Source organism: Rhodopila sp. (assembly GCF_035548095.1).
Classification (GTDB): Bacteria; Pseudomonadota; Alphaproteobacteria; order Acetobacterales; family Acetobacteraceae; genus Rhodopila.
On record NZ_DASZUV010000027.1, the window covers coordinates 82707 to 101611 of the forward strand.

15 protein-coding genes and 1 riboswitch are annotated in these 18905 nt (G+C 68.3%); of the genes, 5 read left to right on the top strand and 10 right to left on the bottom strand.

The window, feature by feature from the left end; genetic code table 11:
- Position 1: 1 nt before the first annotated feature.
- Genes VHC04_RS19070 through VHC04_RS19105 form a run of 8 tightly spaced genes read right to left on the bottom strand, consistent with a single transcriptional unit; the run spans position 2 to position 9522 of the window.
- Positions 2–820: a phytanoyl-CoA dioxygenase family protein gene (locus VHC04_RS19070; protein WP_325684246.1), complete on the bottom strand. Its 819-nt coding sequence runs from the start codon at positions 818–820 to the stop codon at positions 2–4.
- Entirely contained in the window at positions 821–2491 is a 1671-nt protein-coding gene (locus VHC04_RS19075) for an AMP-binding protein (RefSeq protein WP_325684250.1), read from the bottom strand.
- Positions 2488–3360, bottom strand: coding sequence for a phytanoyl-CoA dioxygenase family protein (locus VHC04_RS19080; RefSeq protein ID WP_325684252.1), 873 nt, complete (start codon positions 3358–3360; stop codon positions 2488–2490). Before VHC04_RS19080 ends, VHC04_RS19075 begins: the two co-directional genes overlap by 4 nt.
- Positions 3357–4229: a glycosyltransferase gene (locus VHC04_RS19085; RefSeq protein ID WP_325684254.1), complete on the bottom strand. Its 873-nt coding sequence runs from the start codon at positions 4227–4229 to the stop codon at positions 3357–3359. Before VHC04_RS19085 ends, VHC04_RS19080 begins: the two co-directional genes overlap by 4 nt.
- Positions 4226–4510 (bottom strand): acyl carrier protein, encoded by a 285-nt coding sequence (locus VHC04_RS19090; protein ID WP_325684256.1) that lies wholly within the window; start codon positions 4508–4510, stop codon positions 4226–4228. Before VHC04_RS19090 ends, VHC04_RS19085 begins: the two co-directional genes overlap by 4 nt.
- On the bottom strand, positions 4488–5825 hold the full coding sequence (locus tag VHC04_RS19095; protein WP_325684258.1) for a polysaccharide pyruvyl transferase family protein: 1338 nt from the start codon (positions 5823–5825) through the stop codon (positions 4488–4490). Before VHC04_RS19095 ends, VHC04_RS19090 begins: the two co-directional genes overlap by 23 nt.
- Positions 5822–7576 carry a tetratricopeptide repeat protein gene (locus VHC04_RS19100; protein WP_325684260.1) on the bottom strand — a complete coding sequence of 585 codons (1755 nt, stop codon included), beginning with the start codon at positions 7574–7576 and terminating at the stop codon, positions 5822–5824. The genes VHC04_RS19095 and VHC04_RS19100 overlap by 4 nt, the downstream gene beginning before the upstream one ends.
- Entirely contained in the window at positions 7573–9522 is a 1950-nt protein-coding gene (locus tag VHC04_RS19105; protein WP_325684261.1) for a polysaccharide pyruvyl transferase family protein, read from the bottom strand. Before VHC04_RS19105 ends, VHC04_RS19100 begins: the two co-directional genes overlap by 4 nt.
- A 277-nt stretch (positions 9523–9799) precedes the next feature.
- Between VHC04_RS19105 and VHC04_RS19110 the strand changes: the two genes are divergently transcribed.
- From VHC04_RS19110 to VHC04_RS19120, 3 genes are all read left to right on the top strand, one after another.
- Positions 9800–10459: a class I SAM-dependent methyltransferase gene (locus VHC04_RS19110; RefSeq protein ID WP_325684263.1), complete on the top strand. Its 660-nt coding sequence runs from the start codon at positions 9800–9802 to the stop codon at positions 10457–10459.
- Positions 10460–10462: 3 nt separating this feature from the next.
- A complete protein-coding gene (locus VHC04_RS19115; RefSeq protein ID WP_325684265.1) occupies positions 10463–12229 on the top strand; it encodes a class I SAM-dependent methyltransferase in 1767 nt (588 codons plus the stop codon).
- 144 nt (positions 12230–12373) lie between these two features.
- Complete coding sequence (locus tag VHC04_RS19120; RefSeq protein ID WP_325684267.1) at positions 12374–13594, top strand: ABC transporter substrate-binding protein; 1221 nt, start codon at positions 12374–12376, stop codon at positions 13592–13594.
- 158 nt (positions 13595–13752) lie between these two features.
- Here the strand turns inward: VHC04_RS19120 and nthB are convergent, their stop codons facing one another.
- The gene (gene nthB / locus VHC04_RS19125; RefSeq protein ID WP_325684269.1) at positions 13753–14367 is read right to left on the bottom strand and encodes a nitrile hydratase subunit beta; all 615 of its coding nucleotides are present in this window, start codon (positions 14365–14367) and stop codon (positions 13753–13755) included.
- 5 nt (positions 14368–14372) lie between these two features.
- Positions 14373–14981, bottom strand: a complete 609-nt coding sequence (locus VHC04_RS19130) for a nitrile hydratase subunit alpha (protein ID WP_325684271.1) — start codon at positions 14979–14981, stop codon at positions 14373–14375.
- Between the two features lie 133 nt (positions 14982–15114).
- On the opposite strand from VHC04_RS19130, the gene VHC04_RS19135 reads away from it, so the two are divergent.
- Together VHC04_RS19135 and metE are read left to right on the top strand one after the other, a co-directional pair.
- Positions 15115–15864: a helix-turn-helix domain-containing protein gene (locus VHC04_RS19135; protein ID WP_325684273.1), complete on the top strand. Its 750-nt coding sequence runs from the start codon at positions 15115–15117 to the stop codon at positions 15862–15864.
- Positions 15865–16157: 293 nt separating this feature from the next.
- Positions 16158–16366: riboswitch (cobalamin riboswitch) on the top strand.
- A gap of 105 nt (positions 16367–16471) precedes the next feature.
- Positions 16472–18856 (top strand): 5-methyltetrahydropteroyltriglutamate--homocysteine S-methyltransferase, encoded by a 2385-nt coding sequence (metE, locus tag VHC04_RS19140; RefSeq protein ID WP_325684275.1) that lies wholly within the window; start codon positions 16472–16474, stop codon positions 18854–18856.
- Positions 18857–18905: the final 49 nt, after the last annotated feature.

Consider the following 18905-nt stretch of genomic DNA (forward strand, 5'->3'; position numbering starts at 1 on the left):
GTCACCTCTCGCTCCGCTTGCCGAAGATCACGGCCATGCCCTGGCGCAGGGCCTGGGCGTGCCGGCGCAGCGCGTCCGGATGGAAGGGCGCTTCCGGCCGGTGTTCCGCGATGAAATGACCGTGATCACGCCCGCGGACCCAGGTCGCCGTGTTCACCTGGCCGTTCCGCTGCGCGACATGCGCCGGAATGTAACGGATCGCGAAACCGATCCGCCGCTCATCCGAGGGATTGGCCGGCGAACCATGCACGATCAGCGGATCGTGCAACGACATTTCGCCGGGCCCCAGTGTCACGTCCACCGCCGCACGCTCATCCACCTGGACGATGACCTCCTCGCGGCGGCCAAGCATATTGAGCCGGTCGCCATTATCGCGATGCGCCAGCACCTGGTGGTTGCTGCCCGGTATCATCCGCATGCCGCCGTTCGCCGGGCCACTGGATGAGAGGGCGAGCCAGGCCGTCACGGCGCGCGGCTCCGTCAGGCTCCAATGCGTCTGATCCTGGTGCCAGGTGACATAGCGCGGGTCACGGGCATTCTTGATGATGAAGCTCGTTCCCCAGCACAGCAGGTCGGGCCCCAGCAGGTCCTCCACCGGGTCCAGGATCGCCGGGTGATGCACCAGCTCCCACAGCCATGGGACCAGCAGGTGGATCTTGGCGTTGAGCGAGGGCGGAATCCGGCCGGCGCGTTCTGCCTCCATCGCCTCAAGCCATTGTCGGCGTTCCGCCGCGGCTTCGGGGGTCAGGACCCGCAACGGAAAGAGCATGCCATCGCGGTGGAAAGCGGTGATCTCCGTCTCGCTCAGCCGCTTGCCCATTCAGGCCTCCACCGTGGCCAGGAGATGCAATGTGCCGGCCGCATAGGCTCGCCGGGCGGCCTGGCGCCGGATCTTGCCACTGGTGGTGCGGGGCAGCGCGCCATGGGGCAGAAAGCCGGTGCGCGGCACGACACCGCATTCCTGTCCGACCGCCGCGGCGATGTCGCGCGACAGCCTGGCCAGGTCGCGGCCCTGGCGATCGGCGGTGGCGATCTCCCCCAGCAGCACCAGGATCTCCTGGTCCGGCTCGCCGGCCGCGAAGGCCGCCACGGCCATCAACGCCTGACCCGTCGCGGCGATCGCGGCCTGCTCGATATCCGCGGCGTGGAGGTTGCGCCCGTGCAGGAACAGGATGTCCTTCATGCGGTCGATCACCACGAGGCCCGCCGCGGTCAGGGCGCCGATATCGCCGGTGCGGAGCAGGCGGCGACCGTTGTCGGGCAGGGCGGCCGACAGCGCGGTGATCCGCCCGGTCTCGGCGCACCATTCACCGACCGCGACATGCGGACCCGCGACGCAAATCTCGCCGGCCGCGCCGAGGGGCAGTGCCACCCCGGTCTCGGGATCATGGATGCTGACATGGCAACCCATAGGCGGTTCGCCGCAGGACACCCGTGGACGCGGCCCATGCGTCGGGCGGGACGCCACGGGCACCTGTCGCAGTCCGGTGCCGGGACGGGCCGAGGTCGCCAGCAGCGTGGCCTCCGCGAGTCCGTAGCACGGCAGGATCGCCCTGGGGTCGAACCGCGCCGGCGCGAAATGATCGGCAAAGCCTTGCAAGCTGGCGGCGCGGATCGGTTCGGCGCCGCAAAAGGCGATTGTCCAGCTCGACAGGTCCAGGCCAGGCGCGTCCTGTGGCCTGACGCGGCGCACGCACAGCTCATAGCCGAAATTCGGGCCGCCACCGATATCGCCACGATGCCGGTCGATCGCGCGTAGCCAGCGCACCGGCTTCTGAATGAAGGCGAAGGGAGGCATCAGGACGCCGAGGCCGCCCGCGTATAGCGGTTGCAGGATCGCCCCGAACAGGCCCATGTCGTGATGCGGCGGCAACCAGTTGACGCCGACCGTCCCCGTATCCGTGCCGAAGACCTCCCGCACCATCGCGAGATTGCTGGCGATATTGCCGTGGCTGAGCACGATGCCGCGCGGCGCTCGGGTGGAGCCCGAGCTATACTGGATGACCGCCGGCGCGTCCGCCGCGGGCATCGCCGGCAGGTCCGTGGTGTTCCGCCGCGGCATCGCCGTCAGGGACAGGATCAACCGCGATTCATCGGATAGGGCACCGATCGCCGCGGCGTCATCGGTGACGGCGGCTGCGCCGCGCAGCTCATTCAGCACTGTCACCAGACGCTGGCGACCTTCGCCCGCCGGCGGAAACGGCACCGGCACCGCGATCACGCCGGCGCGCAGACAGCCGAGGAGGGTGGCGACGAAACCGATGCCGGGCCGTAGCGCCAGGATGACAGGCCGGCCGGCACAGCCGCGATCCAGCAGGACCGACGCCACGGCCTCGGCCTGGGTGACGAGGTCCGCATACGTCGCCTCGGACGTGACATCCTCGCCGCGTTCCAGGAAACGGATCGCCACCGCGTCCGGGCGCTCCCGCGCATGGGTGGCGACGGCGTCCAGCAGCAACGGCGCGGCCGGGACGGAAACCGCCCGAGTCACCGGCCGCCACTCCCGTTGGCCCGTTCGGCATGGGCCATGCCGTCGAAGACACCGCGCATCCAGCTGCGCACGATCCCGCCATAGCGGCGGGTCGCCGCCGGGTCGAATGGCGCGTCGGGCCGCTGTTCCAGATCGAAATGACCATGATCGCGTCCCCGCACCAGCGTCGCGGTGGCGCGCCATCCGGCCCGCGATGTCAGGTGGGCGGGGATGTAGCGGATGGCCAGGCCGCACCGCCGCTGGCCTGAATGGTTCGGCGACGAACCGTGCACCAGCAGGACGTGATGCAGTGACATCTGCCCCGGACGCAGCACGACATCCACCGCCGTCGCCTCATCCACCTTGGCCAGCACGGTCTCCCGCCCCGGCAGCATCGCCGTCCGGTCGCCGGTGTCCGCATGGGGCAGGATCGTGTGGTGCGTGCCCGGGCTGACCCGCATGCAGCCGTTTTCGGGCACGGATGGCGTGAAGGCGACCCAGGCGGTCACGGCCTCGGGGGCGGAAAGGCCCCAATAGGTCGCGTCCTGGTGCCATGGCACATGCTGCGGCTCGCCAGGGCGCTTGTCGAAGAAGCCGGCCGCCCAGCACAGCAGGTCCGGGCCGAGGAGATCCTCTACGGGATCGAGGATGCGCGGATCGTGCACGAGGTCCCACAGGAACGGGATCAGGAGATGCGCCTTGATGTTCTGGACCGGCGGAAGCCGTCCGGCACCGCGGGCCTCGATGTCTGTCAACCAGTCGAGGCGCCGTGCCATCTCGACCTCGCTCATCACGGGTAACGGCGACAGGAAACCATCGCGCGCATAGCGGGCGCGCGCCGCGTCGTTCAACCTCCCAGGTCCATCCGACGTCGGCGACGGGCCGCTCATGGCCGGTCAATCACGCGGCTGGCGCGGGCGTCGAACAGCCAGCCCTGGGTGCGCAACGGGTTGGGGGGCCGGCCGCGCCGGCGGAGATAGGCGCGGGTCCCCTGTTGCAGCGTCTGCATCGCGCGCTCCGGCGCACTGGTGGAGAGGCCCCCGTGGAACTGGTGGAACGTGCCTTCCCCCAGGATACGGATCAGTTGCACGTCCGGCAGCGCGCAGGCGCGCAGGAAGGCGTCGGCGTTGCCCAACCCGCCCCCCGGTTCGATGAAGGCCGGATCGTATCCGCCCAGCTCATCCCATAGGGCACGCGGCAGGAACAGCGCGTTGGATTCCAGGATCGGGCCAGCGGGACCGCCCCGCAGTTCCGACACCGCGACATCGAACAGCCGGTATCCGTCCGTCGGCCAGCCGATGCTGGCCAGCAGCCTGTCCTCGGCGGCCTGGTCGTACCCGCGGCGCGCGCTGTCGAATTGCAGGGCCGGGCCAAGCTGATAGTTCAGCGTGGCGATGACCGGTCGCGGATGCAGCGCCGCGGCGGCCAGGCACGCATCGACAAGGCCGGGCGATGCCAGGCGCGCCCCATCGATCCAGACGCCGATCAGCGATCCGCGCGCCGCGGCCAGCCCGGCGTTCACCGCGGCGACCGGTGAAACGGTCGCGTCCGGCAAGCACAGGATGCGCGGTTCCGCGTCCAGCGCCGCGAACTGTTCCGCCGTTGGCGGACAGGCGGAGCCGTTGTCGACGATGATGATCTCGCGTTCGCCGGGGACCCGCCGGTTCTGGTATGGCGCCGTCAGCGACCGGATGGTGCGCGGCAGCTCACGCGCCATCTCATGGCAGACCACCACCAGGGATACGGCGGGATCCGTCACGGGGCCGGTTGCTCCGCCGCTGGCAGGGGAGTGCCATCCCGCGCGAAGGCCGCCGAGAAGGCATCGATGCTGGGATATTCGAAGAGCTGGATCGGATCGACCGGGACGCCGAACTCCTCCTCCATGACACCGGCCATGACCACGGCTTCGACCGAATCGAAGCCATAGGTATCGAACGTGCTGTCGGTCGGCACGCCATCCGGTGGCGAGAGGACGGACCCGATATAGTCCACCATCCAGTTCCGCAGCACGGCTTGGTCACACGGCAGGCGTTCGGCCATCCAGTTGTCCTCCTTGATCGCGTGGCAACCCGTCCAGCGCGGCATGACGGCTGACCCCAGGGCTACTGACCCCAGGGCTACTGACCCCAGGGCTACTGGCTCCAAGGCGGCTGACCACGGGTTGCATGGCCCAGCCGGGACCGTCGCGCAGCACTCCCGCCCGAAGCAGATCCCGCATGAAGGCGGCGCGCTCGGCACGCCGCTGAGCCGGGGCGCGGAACGCCGCGATGACGGCATGCCAATGCCGGTCCAGGGCGACCGCGACGGAGGCGGGAAACCCGGTGCCGTTCCGACGGGTCGCCGCGGCCGTGAGGGCTTTCCACCAGTCCGGCGCCAGGTCCTGCGGCCGGCCGATGTGATCCAGGAAGCCAGCGAACTTGTGGTAGGCGGGCCGGCCGACGAGAATTCCCGGTACGCCATAGGCCGCCGCCACCATGTAGCCGTGCAGGGAGGCACCGACATACAAGGCACTATGGGCCAGGGCGGCGGCGACCTCCCGCAGCTCCATGGGATCGTCCAGCAGCAGGTGCGGCGCGGTGAACGAACCGGCCAGCAGCCTCGCGACCGCGGGATCGTCATGGCTTTCCCCCACCGCGAGCAGCATCGGAACCAGGCCCCGCTCCGCCGCGAATGTCTCCAGCGCGGCGGCGATCCTGGCCGGGCTCTCTCCCGCGATCGAGCGGTTGCGCACATGGATCGCCAGCAGCCGCGTGTCGCCCGCCATCCGCTTGCGCCGCAGCAGCCCGTGAAACACATCCGTCAGCATGCGACGCGGCCATAGCAGCGGCAGGTCCGCCACCGGATCGGGCACGACGGAAACCGGCACATCGGAGGCCCCCAGCAGCCGGCGGCTGGCATGATCCCGCACCGCCACATGGGACGCGGCGCGCAAGGCGGCATGAACGACGGGGCGCTGCCGGGCGGAGAAAGGGTGTGGCACGCCAGGCGCGTTCCAGGCGATCGGCACGTCATGCAGCGCCGCCGCCAGCGTCGCGCCGATCCACAGGCCGGGCCCGCCCCAGGACGCGGCCTCCGCGCCGCGGTAGCGATCGAGGAAACTCAGCGGGCTGGTGTGAATCATGTACCCGCCGCCGATCAGGATGCCAGCGGCCGGGCAGGCACCGGTCAGCATGTCGGCCGCCGCGCGCGGTTCCATGGCATCCGCGAAACCGGGCCGGCTGTTGCTGGGCGCCACGGCCACCGCCTCCAGCCCGGCAAGCGCCAGCCGCCGGCTTGCCAGCAGGGGGAACAGCAGGTCACCGAAATTGTCCATGTCGAACATGCCGGTGACCAGGATGGGCGCGGGCGCGGTCACGGCGGCGCCGGCGTGGCGATCGCCTGGTCCAGCACCGTGAAGAACCTGCCATTGGCGATCATATGCTCGATGGCGAAATGGTCGGCGCAGCCGGGCACGGGATGCAGCACCGCGTTCGGCACGTCGCGCAGCAGGGCCGCGGCTTCCCTGTCGGGCGCATAATCCGCGCCGAAGCATTGATGGACGCGCGTGCGGGGGGCCGACCTGATCAGCGCGACAATGTCGAATTCCGCCTCGGTGAAGGTCGAGAACATTGCGGTCCGCGCGCCGGCGGAGGCGGGGGCCAAACCGTCGTCGCCGGCATCCGCGCCGTATCGGATATCCCCCGCGAACGAGATCGCCGCATGGGCCCGCATCAAGGCCGCGGTCCGGATCGCGGCGACACCGCCGACGGAAGCCCCCATGGTGACAACGGGGACGCCCAGCGAGCCGCAGAGGGTCTGAAGACCGGTGATCATGGCCGCCTGGTCGGGCCCGAACCGCCGCACCCCGCTGGTGAAGGCGCGGCTGTTCAGGTCGCGCAGATAGATGACATTGATCGGGCGCCGCATCAGCAGCCCGTCGGTCAGGCTGAACGGCAGATAACCCAGACCGCCTTGGACCCCCGCCAGAACGATGACCGTGGCGATGGCGTTCGGCGTGCCGACGACCTGCATGTCTTTCGCCGGATCGTTGCTGACCCCGCGCGGGTTGTTCCACGTCCCGGGCGGATAGGCATTCAGCGTCGCCCGCAACGGCATCGCCATCCCGGCGACCGGCCCGGCCGGGGACACGGCATCGATGATGGCCGTTGCCCGCGCGACGTCGCCATGCCGCAGGCCGGCGACGGCGAACTGGAACTGCCAGCGTTCATCGCCCGCCGTCGCGGCGGCTTGTTCGGCCAGGATATCGTACAGCTCCCGATCCGCCGTGAAGGGGATCGTGCAGCGGTTGTACCGAAACACCAGCAGCCAGTCGCGCGGCCAGCGTCGCAAGGCCGATTCCAGCAGGGCAACCATCTCCGGCACGCGGCCGCTGAAATGCGCCGCCTGGATCGCCCGCCGCGCGAAGTCCGGCCGTTCCGGTGACCGAGCGTGCAGCGCGCACGCCAGCCGATACGCCTCCTCGAACCGCGCGGCGACCAGATGCAGTTCCAGCTCCAGCAACTGGCTTTCCATCGGCAGCGGTCCCAGTTCCCGCGCGGCGGCGAACAGTCTTTCCGCCTCCTGCCGGTCACGCGCGCGGAAACGCAACGCGGCCAGCTTCAACAGCACGAACCGGTCATCCGGCACGCCCCGCAGCAGGCTCGACAGGAAGTCCCGGCGCGCGGCGGTTTCACGATGCGCCAGCAGGGCGCGAGACAGCAGGCTGATCCGCGTCGCCTCCGGCGCGGTTCCGGACCAGATACGGGTTGCCACCAGCGCCGCGGCCTCCATGCCCCGACGCTGCCGCAGGAACAGTTCGGCCAGACGGACGTCTGGCCAGGGATTGGCGGGATGCCGATCCAAGGCGGCGCGGTAGCAGGCTTCGGCGGCATCCGGCTGACCGATCCGCTCCAGCCAGCCGCCTTGAGCCAGTTGAATCCCCAGGTCGTCCGGCCAACGCTGGCGCGCGATGGCGATGCGGTCGGTCAGGTCCGGCGCATCGGGCGCGGCCAGCAGCGCGCGCAGCGCCGCGGCCTCGGCGGCCGGACCGTGGGTCCGCCCGGGCGCCAGCGTCTCCCAAGCCAATGCATTTGTAGTGATGGCGGTGCTGGTGACGACGGCGCTCATGGAGTCGGCACCGGGATCGCGATGGCGCGCAACGGGGTGTCCGTCTGGTCCAGTGGCGACAGCGTCCGCGGCGTGTGCGCCAGCAGAAAGGCGCGCGTGCGGACGCCGGTGACCGGGTCCGCGGGCTCAGCCACGACGATCCGCGCGTCGGGCACGGCGGCGTGGATGATTTCTTCCACGTCGGCACCGAACTTCCGGAACTCATTCATGCGGTCGCCGCGCGGAAAGCCCCAGTCGAGGGTTCGCGCATAGCCGGGGACATTGCGCAGCGCGAGGAACAGGAACCCGTCGGCGCGCGTGGCGCGAAACATCGCGCTCAGCAGGCGTTTGGCGTCGGGAGCCCGTTCCAGCATGTCGATGCACGCGACGATGTCGGCGGACCCGATGGGCAGCTCCTGCTCCGGCGCCGCGACCGTCGCGTCGCAGTCCCGTATGTCGGCGAACCAGCCGCCGGCGAGGACCCGGTCCTCACAGAAACGGATACAGCTCTGTTTCGGCTCACCCCGCTTGCGAAGCACATCGAACAGCACGCGCATGGCGCGGTGCCGCGCCGAGGCTCCGCATCCGGCGCAAACAGCCCCGCCGCCGACGATGTCCGGCAGCGAAACGGGTCCGGGCCGCAGGCCGGCCCCGCCGCAGATGTTGCAGGGCACGGCCGCGCTTCCGGTGTCCGCCGACGCCGGTTGTCCAGCCAGGACCCTTGTGAACGCGCGCCAGTCCCTGGCGCCCGCGCCGGCTTCGGCATCCGCCATCCATTGCGCCAGACGGGCTCGGCCCTGTTGCCCAGCGGGGCCCGGACTGCCGGTCATCAACCCGCGCAACCGGCGCCAATGCCCGGCGATCCGATCCTGTGCCCGCGTGATGGCGGAGATTTCGACTGGGGTAAGCGGTTGCAACAGGCGGGGTGCGGCCGTGCGGGCATCTTCCCACCTGGTCACAAATCGTTCCGACATCCCAAGTTGCGAGAGGAATCCGGCGAATTTCACCATATGCGGCCGCGCCACCGCGACGCCGGGCCGGCCGTAGGAGAGGGCGGTGATCAGCCCATGCAGCGAGGAGCCGACATAGCCTTCCGCGTACGCGATCAGAGCCGCGATTTCCTTCAGTCCGACCGGGTCGTCGACGACCATCGCGCCCGCCGGCATCGTCTCGCCGACGCGCCGAGCGAAGGCGTCATCGCCGTGGCAGGGTCCGATCGCCACCAGAACCGGTGTCGCGTTCAAGGCCCTGGTGATTGCCGAGACGATATGTGCGGCCTGGGCTGGCTCGCCGTCCCAGTAGCGATCGTTCAAATGGAACACCAGCCAGGCCGAGGGCATGTCCATCCCATGACGCTCGAAGGCATGACGCGCGTGCGCGCGCAGGGCGGGGGCGGGCCAAACACGCGCGATGTCCAGGGCCGGATCGGGTACAACCGCCGGCTCCGCGCCGGTTTGTGGCGATGCCGCACCGAGAAATCTGATGCTGGCCGAGTCCCGCAGGCTGACATAGTCGCTCGCCGCCAGGACCAGATCGCGCAGGCCCCCGACGATCGGGTCGTCGATCGGCGCCGGCACGCCGGGCGCATTCCAGGCCAGGCGCGCGCCGCCCTGTGCCGCGATCAATGCCGCTCCCAGCCATAGCGACGGATAGGCTCCGGCGCGACCGAATTGCGCGTTGTCATAAGCGGGCAGCGGCGTTTCCCGAACATGGACGATGTTGCCGCCACCGATCAGATGCAGCCGCGCATCGAGCCGGAGCGCGTCGGCGACGGCGCGTGTCGGCACCGTGTCCCGCCAGGGCAGCTCCGCGCGCGTGGGAGAAACCGCGATACAGTCGTGCAGCGCCGGGTCCAGCGCATTCGCAACCAGGTGCGGGAACAGCAGATCGCCGTAGTTCAGCACATCAAATGTGCCATAGAGCGCGATTCGCGGCCGCACCGGCGCGGATGCGACGCTCTCGCTCATGATCGAAGGATTTGGCGGTCGCGCGGCGGGCGCCCCGCTTCATGGTTCGGCATCGCGATTACCTTACGGGAGAAAACATTCAGTTGAAAACACCACCATGTCAGTCAGGCCGTTTATTCTTGTTCCGTGCCACCGGACGGGCTTGCCGCCGCCGTGTCCGGAACGGTGTTCGCGGATGCCGCGGCGCGGTGCTGGCGCCGGCGGCCCATGATTGCTTGCCACCGCGCCCGGTCGGTGGCACGTCGAGTGCCGATGACGGTACCATACGGTCGGGGCGATGCTGGAACGTTTGACTGATCCTCGCTTCAAGGCGATCTCCCAACCCAGTGCGCAGGCGGTCGCGCTGACGACGCAGATCCTGGAACGGGAACCCGCCCCGGTCATCGCCGAGATCGGCATTGGCATTGGCGCGACATCCATGGCGCTGTGCTCCCTGCTGGATCATCGGGGAGAGGCCTGGTTCTTCGATTTCGAGGACAGGGTCACCGAGCTTGCCGCGGATCTCGCCGCCGCCGGTTATACCAATATACGGACCTTCGGCAATTCCCGGGCGACCCATGATAGTTACGGATGGACCCTCGCGATGCTGTTGCGGCGCCGGCGCGCATCCGGTCCGGCGGCGCTTTTTGATTTCATCTACCTGGATGGCGCGCATGTCTGGCATCACGATGCGCTGGCGACCGTTTGCGCCAAGGCCCTGTTGAAACCGGGCGGCTTTCTGCTGATGGACGATTATGACTGGACCATCGCCGTATCACCGACCATGCGTCCATCGGTCAATCCGACCATCCGGCAACACTATACAGAGGAACAAATCGAACTTTCGCATGTGGAGATGATCTGCAGCCTGCTGCTGGATGATGATCCGCATTTTGAGCGTGTGCCACTCGGATACCGTGGCCGCGAGCACCGGCGAGCCTACCGCAGGCTTTACTGAACGATGCCGCCTGCGCCGGATATTGTCGAAAATTCCGAGATTCTCCTTGATGCGGTGAAACATGCCGCGCTGGGCAGTACAATCCCGATCGGAGGGGGCGTTTTTTATCTGGAACAAAGCCTGGTTCTGGATTGTTCGGTATCGCTTCAGGGGGCGGCCGACAATCCCGCCTGCCTGATTTTCATCGGGCCGAATGCCGGCCTGAGGGTTCAGGCCGACGATTGCTCACTTGACAACCTGATACTGGGCTCGCAGCGCCATCGCGGCGCGCCGCTTCTTCATGCCAGGGACGCCGCCGGTCTGCGCGTGACGAATCTGGCCCTGTTGAACAGCCAGGGCCGGGGCATGCAGGCCGAGGATTGCCGCGATCTGTTACTTGAAGGTGTCGCCGCCGCGGAACTGGGTGCCGAGGCCGTCGTCATCCGAAGCTGCGCCGGCGTCCGGATCGGTGCCGTCTGCCGGGGCATCGGCCGGGCCCATCGGGCATCCGCCGTGATCGTGGAAGATTGCAACGATTTTTTGCTTCGGGTCGATGTCGCGGACACCTCCGGCAGCGCTGTTACAATTCGTGGCAACGAGCGGGCGGCGCAGCGGGGCGAGCTGCGCGTCCATGCCAGGGACTGCCTGCGCGGCTTGACCGTGATCGGGCAGCGCGAGCAACCGTTGACCGGCCTGTCAGGCAGTGTGTGGGTTGCCGGCAGCGCCGAGTACGGCGTCATGCTGACCAATGTGCATGCGCTCAAATTCGAGGTTTTCGTCAACGGCGCGCCGACCTCTCCGGTCCTGCGCCTTCAGGGCGCCTATGGCGCGCGTGACTGCGTGCTGACCCTGCACGGCGACGATATGGATCCCGTTACGGTGACGGATGGCCGCGATTCCGGCACGGCCATCCTGAAAGGGGATGCGCCGGCCACCCCGCCTGACGACGCTGTCCCCCCGTCTTTGCCCAACCCGATGATTGCCGCCCTGATCGGCACGGCGTCGGAGGAAGGGTTCGACCGATACCAGGTTCCGGGTATCTGCAGCCTCTGTGGCTGGTCGGGCCTGTTCCGGCGCACCGTGGCGTCGGAGCGTGAGACATTGGCGTGCGGACGATGCCGAGCGGTCCTGCGGTATCGTGGTCAGGCCGATGCGCTGCTGTACGTCGTCGGAGGCGGGCAGTATCCAACCTTGGCGGACCTTGCCGCGCGTGGTGCGCTGAAACCACTGGCGATCTTCGAACCGGGCAAGACCGGTCCGCTGCGGCGTTATCTGTCACAGTCCGGCACCTATTGCCGCTCCCAGTACATCCCCGGCCTGCCCAGCGGCACGGAGCGCGACGGCCTGGTCTGCCAGGACCTGATGGCAACGTCGTTCGCGGATGCCAGCTTCGACCTCGTTGTCACATCGGACATCATGGAGCACGTCCGCAAGCCGATGGCGGCGTTTCAGGAGATCGCCAGGATTCTGCGGCCGGGCGGGGCGCATATATTCTCCATCCCTTTCCTGATCCCGGTGCCCGAGGTCACGCGCGCTCGGGTCGATACGTCGGGGCCCGAGGACCGGTATCTGCTGCCGCCCGTCTATCACGGCTCCGGCGGCGGCGGTTTGTCACTCGTCTACACCGACTTCGGCCGCGACCTTGGCGCGCTGCTGCGCCAGGCGGGCATGGAACTGGAGGTGATGCGCCACACCGGCCGGAGCGAGCGGCACATCGTGGCGGCGACGATGATCGCCCGGCGCGTGCGTCCGGTGGACGCGATGGCGTCGGGAAAGACCCGCAACGCGTGAAACGCCACGCCGGCCGGGAGAATCCCGATACGATCCCGGACTGACAGGAATGGTCACGTCCGAAATGGCATGGGGGAAGATCGAGCTTGCGCGGGCCGCGGACCAATTTGTAGAATCGGTAATAACATTTGGAGGGAACCGTCCATGCTTACCCGCCGCGCCGCGCTCGGCGCCACGGCCACGCTCGCGACCGTCGCCGGAACGCGCCGTGTCCGCGCTCAATCCGGTCCCGTCATCCGCATCGGCGTGATCAACGACCAGTCGGGCGTATACCGCGACGTCGGCGGCCTTGGATCCGTCGTCTGCGTCAAGCAGGCCGTTGCCGACTTCGCCACGCAAAATGGCCTCAATGTCGAGGTGCTCGCGGCCGACCATCAGAACAAGCCGGATATCGGCCTTGCCATTGCCCGAGAATGGTTCGACCAGGGCGTGGACGTCATCACCGATGTTCAGGGTTCCGGAGTCGCCCTCGCGCTTGCCAAGCTCGCGCGCGAACGCGACAAGGTGATGCTGGCGTGCAACGTCGCGACCTCGGAACTGACGGGGAAGTCCTGCTCGCCGAACACGCTGCATTTCGGCTACGATACGTATATGACGGCCAACGTCACCGGCTCGGCGGTCGTGAAGCAGGGGGGCGATAGCTGGTTCATCCTGTTCGCCGACTATGCGTTCGGCAAGCAGATGAAGGAGGATCTGACGACCGTCGTGACCCGCCATGGCGGCAAGGTCCTCGGCAGCCTCGCCGTGCCTTTTCCCAATACCGATTTCTCGTCCATGCTGGTGCAGGCACAGGCTTCGGGCGCCAAGGTCATCGGACTGGCCGAAGCCGGCGCCGACCTCATCAACGTCATCAAGCAGGCCGCCGAGTTCGGCGTCGTGGAACGCGGCCAGAAGCTCGCGGCGTTCGTGATGTTCATCAACGATGTGCATGGCCTTGGCCTGCGCGTCGCGCGGGGGCTGCAACTCACCAACGTGTATTACTGGGACCGTGACGACCGCAGCCGCGCCTTTGCCAAGCGCGTCTGGACGGCGATGGGCAACGCGCCGCCGAACATGAGCCAGGCATCGAACTATTCGGCGACGCTGCACTATATGAAGGCGGTAAAGGCGCTCGGCCCGGCGGAGGCGAAGAAATCCGGCGCCGCCGCCGTCAAATGGATGAAGGCGCACAAGCTGGATGACGACGTGCTGCAAGGCGCGTCCATCCGCGCCGATGGGCGCGTGATGAGCCAGGCGTTCCTTTGCGAGGTGAAAAAACCGGAAGAAAGCAAGTACCCGTGGGACTACTACCACATCCGCGCCGTCATCCCGCCGGACCAGGCGTGGCGTTCGCTGGCCGATGGCGGCTGCCCGCTCGCAAGCTGATCCGCCGTCAATCCGTCACGCCGCCCCTCGCGGAATCTTGGTAGGCGGTGTCCTGATACGAGGCGGCGTTGGGCGGCGTTGCCTCGCCGCCCCCCCTTTCGTCATGGCGGGTCTCCCGCCCCCCGCCATGACGCGCGGGAACGGCAACCGCTCCTGCCTCAGGTCGCGCTGACGCGTTCCAGATAGCTCTGGAAGACACCGACATGGTTCAGCGCGTCATCGCAGGAGTCCGGCCACAGATCGCGCGCGCGGAAGCGAACGTCGTATGTCGGCTCCATCGGCGCCTGCATGCCGTGGCCGGCGGCATCGGGAAACGGATACGGTGGGGAGACGGCGACGACCACGCCGGTCTTGCCGCGAATATAGGCCGGCGCACGCACATGGCCCGCCACATAGTCGTCCTTCACGCGCACCGTCTCGCCGATCTCGAAACGCTGCGGCGGCGCTGCCTCGCGGCCGGGACCGATCGGCCCGGAAAGCTGAAACCGTCCGCCAGCCAGCGCCTCCAGCTCCTCGCGCGTGGTCAGCCCCTTCTCCACCAGCAGCGAGGCCAGCGCCGTCAGGTGACGTTCAAAATACGCCGCGGCCACGTAGTGCCGCGGCTCCATCCGCTCGATGGCGTGGCGTTGCTCATCCATATTATAGATGTGGTTGCGCATCGCGCAGGCGGTCATCGCGCGCACGGTCGGTTCCCAGGTCTCGTCATGCGGCGGCCAGGGGTGGATCACCCGGCCAAAACCCTGCTTGCCGCCCAGGTCGTGAAGCCCGTCCATCGGCTTTACCCCTTCACCTCATCGAGGCGCGACGCGCCGATCAGCGAATCCTGCGTGACGATCCCGGCGAGTCTCTCCGCCGGCCAGCCCCGGGTCGCCGGCGGCTGCACCGGCAGTACCATGTAGCGGGTGTCCGCCGTCGTATCCCAGACGCGGATTTCCGTGCTCTCCGGCAGGTCGAGCCCCATCTCCCGCAGCACCGTCCGCGATTCGCGCACCACGCGCGCGCGGTAGTCGAGGTCCTTGTACCAGCCCGGCGCCGCGCCGATGATCGTATAGGCGGTGCATGAGCACAGGGTGCAGACGATCACGTTGTGGATGTCCGGCGTGTTCTCCAGCACCACGAAGTGCCGATGATGCTCCGGGAAGTCGAAGCCCATCTCCCGCGCCGCGCCGGTCCCGTCGGCCAGCATGCGTGCCTTGAACGCGGGATCCGTCCAGGCACGCGCGACCATCCGGGCGCCGTTGGCCGTCACCCAGGCATCATCGGCGTGTTCCGTGAAGTCATGGATGAAGTCGTCCGTCAGCACCCCGTGCCGCCGCAGAACCAGCTCGACCGCGGCCGTCCTCTGTTCCAGCGTGGCAGCTTCCTGGATGCCTGAATGGTCAGCCATGTCTCATCTCCCCTCGGGCAAGCATGTCCTCATCCCGGATGATGATCATTGGCGGCGTGGACCAAAAGAGGGGTTCCGGCGCGGCACCAATTCATCACATATGTGATGGGCGGCTGATAGGAAGGTCCGTTTCATGGCGGCGCGGCAGCGGCAGCCGGTCAAGTCGGTCACGCGGTGCATCGAGCTTCTGGAATTCTTCGCCCAGGAGAGCCGGGTGGCCACGGTCGGTGAGGTGGCGAAGCGGCTGCGCATGCCTCAATCGAGCACGTCGATGCTGCTGAGCAGCCTTGCCACCCTGGGCTATCTGCAGCAGGTCCCGGGCACGCGGGCATTTGCGGCAACCGTGCGCGTCAGGCTGCTGGGGTCATTCGTGCAGGACGATATCGCCGTGCTGGGCGGCCTGATCCGCGGCATGGAGGAGATGCGCCACCGGACGCGGGGCAGCGTCATCCTGGCCATGCGCCAGGGCATCCTGGTCCGCTACATCGTGGTGCTGCGCGGCGACAATTCCACCGCCGAGAGCTTCAGCACCGGCGCGACACGCCCGGTCTTCCAGGTGGCGCCCGGAACGATCCTGGTGGCCGAGGAGACGGATGAGCAGATCGGCCTGCTGGCGCGGCGCGCCAACGCGGAGCAGCCGGACCAGGCCCAGACGATGATCGCGGACCTGATGAAGGACATCGCCGGGATCAGGCGGAACGGGTGGGCCCGCAGTCCCGGCGGCGCGACGCCGAGCACGGAGCTGACATCCGTCCTGATGCCGCGCGTGGCCGGTCAGCCGCTGCTGTCGCTGACCCTCGGCCTGCCGGCGCGGGAGGCCGTGGCGCGGCGCCAGGAGATCGTCGAGTCGCTCCGGGCCTTGGCGACGCGCTTCCACGGATAGCACCAGCCGGCGGCGTCCGGTTCATCGCGAGTCCCACCGGCATGGCGGGCGCAGGGCTTGATGGGGGAACGGAGGAGCGAGCCGGCCGGCATCGACATTGGCCTGATAACGGCCGGGCCCCAACTGGCCGCCCCCAATGGCCGCCCCAACTGGCCGCCCCCAACTGGCCACCCCTTCGGATCGCGGAAATGTTTGCGAGCGCCAGGCGGCGATGAGGTGCGGGTGCGGGTCAAATGGAGCAATCCTCATATAAATATATCCTTATATCCGACTTGACAGCCTCGGCGCGGCAAGCGTAGGTGAGCAGCCGAGGTTCTCCGCGTCGTGTTCCGGCGCGGAGCGAAGAGGGAAGCCGGTGCGATGCCGGCGCTGCCCCCGCAACTGTAAGCGGCGAGCGATCGTCCATCTGTGTCACTGGGCTTGCCCGTCGGGCTCGCCTGGGAAGGCCGGACAGTCGCACCGACCCGTGAGCCAGGAGACCTGCCTCGACACATAACGTCCCCGGCGGGGTGCCCGGTCGGTCGCCTGTTCGACGTCGCGGACCTTGTCCGCGCGGGCGTTCGTGCAGCCGTCTGCCCTTGCCAATCATCGGCTGGAGGCCGTCGCCATGACCGTCAATGTCGCAACCCTGGGCTTTCCTCGCATCGGCCCGCGGCGCGAACTGAAAACCGCGCTGGAAAGCTACTGGGCCGGCAAGTCCGACCAGGCCGCGCTGCTGGCCACCGCGGCGGAGCTGCGGCGCAAGGCCTGGGCACGTCAGCGGGACCTGGGTGCCACCATCATCCCCTCGAACGATTTTTCGCTATACGACCAGGTGCTCGATACCACCGCCATGGTGGGTGCCATCCCGGCGATCTATGGCTGGACAGGCGGCGAGGTCGGCCTGGATACCTATTTCGCGATGGCGCGCGGCGCGCAAGGCCAGCCCGGACACGAAGGCTGCGCCCATGGGCATGCGCATGACGGCGAAGGCGCGCCGGCGGCCGAGATGACCAAGTGGTTCGACACCAACTACCACTATCTCGTGCCGGAACTCACCGCCGGCCAGAGCTTCCGGCTCGCTTCCACCAAGGCGCTGCGGGAGTATCGGGAGGCCAAGGCCCAGGGCATCGAAACCCGGCCGGTCCTGCTGGGTCCGGTCAGCTACCTGCTGCTGGGCAAGACCCGCGGCGCGGATTTTGAGCCCCTGTCGCTGCTGCCCCGCCTGCTGCCGATCTACGCCGAGGTCCTGCGGCGGCTGGCGGAGGCCGGCGCGGCCTGGGTGCAGATGGATGAGCCCTACCTGGTGATGGACCTGACCGACACCGCCCGCGCCGCCTATCGGGACGCCTACGCGGCGCTGACCGGAGGCACCCCCACCGGGGGTGCCTCGACCGGAGATGCCTCGACCGGAGATGCCTCGACTGGGGACGCTTCCATCCCCCGCATCATGCTGACGACCTATTTCGGGGCCCTGGGCGACAACCTGGCGACCGTCCTGGCCTTGCCGGTCGCCGGCCTGCACGTCGATCTGGTCCGCGCGCCGGACCAGCTCGGCGCCATCCTGGCCGGCGCGCGGCCCGACCTTGTCCTGTCGCTGGGCGTCATCGACGGGCGCAACATCTGGGCGGCCGACCTGAACGCCATCCTCGATCGCATCCAGCCGGCGGTCGCCGCCGGCCGCACCGTCGTTCTCGCGCCGTCCTGCTCGTTGCTGCACACCCCGATCGACCTGGAACGGGAAACCGATCTGGATCCCGAGGTGCGGCGCTGGCTTTCGTTCGCCGTGCAGAAAGTGGCGGAGCTGGCGGTGCTCGCGCGGGCACTGAATGAGGGCCGCGACGCCGTGCGCGCGGAGCTGGACGTCGCGGCGGCGGCGGCGGCGTCGCGCCGGATCTCCCCGAAGATCCATAATCCGGCGGTTCAGGCGCGGATCACCGCCGACGATCCGTCATTGTCCCGCCGCACATCACCCTTCGAGGTCCGGCGATCGATCCAGCGTGCCAAGCTGAAGCTGCCGCCCTATCCGACCACCACGATCGGGTCCTTCCCGCAAACCGCCGAGATCCGCAAGGCTCGGGCTGACTATGGCAAGCACGCCATCGACCTGGCGACGTATGAAGGCTTCCTGCGCGACGAGACCGCCCGAGCCGTGCGCTGGCAGGAAGAGGCCGGTCTGGACGTGCTCGTTCACGGCGAGTTCGAGCGCAACGACATGGTCCAGTATTTCGGAGAGCAACTGTCCGGCTTCGCCTTCACCAGCCATGCCTGGGTGCAGTCCTACGGTTCCCGTTGCGTGCGGCCGCCCATCATCTACGGCGATGTCGCGCGTCCCAGGCCGATGACGGTTGAATGGTGGCGCTACGCGCAGTCGCTGACGAAGCGGCCGATGAAGGGGATGCTCACCGGCCCGGTGACGATCCTGAACTGGTCCTTCGTCCGCGATGACCAGCCACGCAGCGTCACCTGCCGCCAGCTCGCCTTCGCGATCCGCGATGAGGTCACCGACCTGGAAAACGCCGGCGCGGCGATCATCCAGATCGATGAGGCGGCGCTGCGGGAAGGCCTGCCGCTGCGGCACGGCGAGTGGCAGGCCTATCTCGACTGGGCCGTCGCATGTTTCCGGATCGCCTCCTCGGGTGTCGGCGATGCGACGCAGATCCACACCCATATGTGCTACTCGGAGTTCAACGACATCATCGCCTCGATCGGGGCGATGGACGCCGATGTCATCTCCATCGAGACGGCCCGCTCGCAGATGGAATTGCTGGATGCGTTCGCCGGCTACCGCTATCCGGCGGAGATCGGGCCCGGCGTCTACGACATCCACTCGCCCCGCGTCCCGGCGGCCGATGAAATGAGCGCGCTGCTGAAGGCCGCGGCGCGCCGCCTGCCGGCCGATCAGCTCTGGGTCAATCCGGATTGCGGCCTGAAGACGCGCAAATGGCCCGAGGTGCGGCTGGCCATCGAGAACATGGTCGCGGCGGCGCAGGCGGCCCGCGCCTGCGCCTGACGACACCGGGGCGGGAGCCGTGGGATGGCCTCACGCTTCCGTCCTTGCC

Bases quoted from the DNA above. Each gene is read 5' to 3' on its own strand.
- VHC04_RS19135 (WP_325684273.1), top strand. From the start codon at position 15,115: ATGGCGGCGCGGCAGCGGCAGCCGGTCAAGTCGGTCACGCGGTGCATC.
- VHC04_RS19105 (WP_325684261.1), bottom strand. From the start codon at position 9,522: ATGAGCGAGAGCGTCGCATCCGCGCCGGTGCGGCCGCGAATCGCGCTC.
- nthB (WP_325684269.1), bottom strand. From the start codon at position 14,367: ATGGACGGGCTTCACGACCTGGGCGGCAAGCAGGGTTTTGGCCGGGTG.
- VHC04_RS19100 (WP_325684260.1), bottom strand. From the start codon at position 7,576: ATGAGCGCCGTCGTCACCAGCACCGCCATCACTACAAATGCATTGGCT.
- VHC04_RS19120 (WP_325684267.1), top strand. From the start codon at position 12,374: ATGCTTACCCGCCGCGCCGCGCTCGGCGCCACGGCCACGCTCGCGACC.
- VHC04_RS19115 (WP_325684265.1), top strand. From the start codon at position 10,463: ATGCCGCCTGCGCCGGATATTGTCGAAAATTCCGAGATTCTCCTTGAT.
- metE (WP_325684275.1), top strand. From the start codon at position 16,472: ATGACCGTCAATGTCGCAACCCTGGGCTTTCCTCGCATCGGCCCGCGG.
- VHC04_RS19080 (WP_325684252.1), bottom strand. From the start codon at position 3,360: ATGAGCGGCCCGTCGCCGACGTCGGATGGACCTGGGAGGTTGAACGAC.
- VHC04_RS19130 (WP_325684271.1), bottom strand. From the start codon at position 14,981: ATGGCTGACCATTCAGGCATCCAGGAAGCTGCCACGCTGGAACAGAGG.
- VHC04_RS19110 (WP_325684263.1), top strand. From the start codon at position 9,800: ATGCTGGAACGTTTGACTGATCCTCGCTTCAAGGCGATCTCCCAACCC.
- VHC04_RS19070 (WP_325684246.1), bottom strand. From the start codon at position 820: ATGGGCAAGCGGCTGAGCGAGACGGAGATCACCGCTTTCCACCGCGAT.
- VHC04_RS19090 (WP_325684256.1), bottom strand. From the start codon at position 4,510: ATGGCCGAACGCCTGCCGTGTGACCAAGCCGTGCTGCGGAACTGGATG.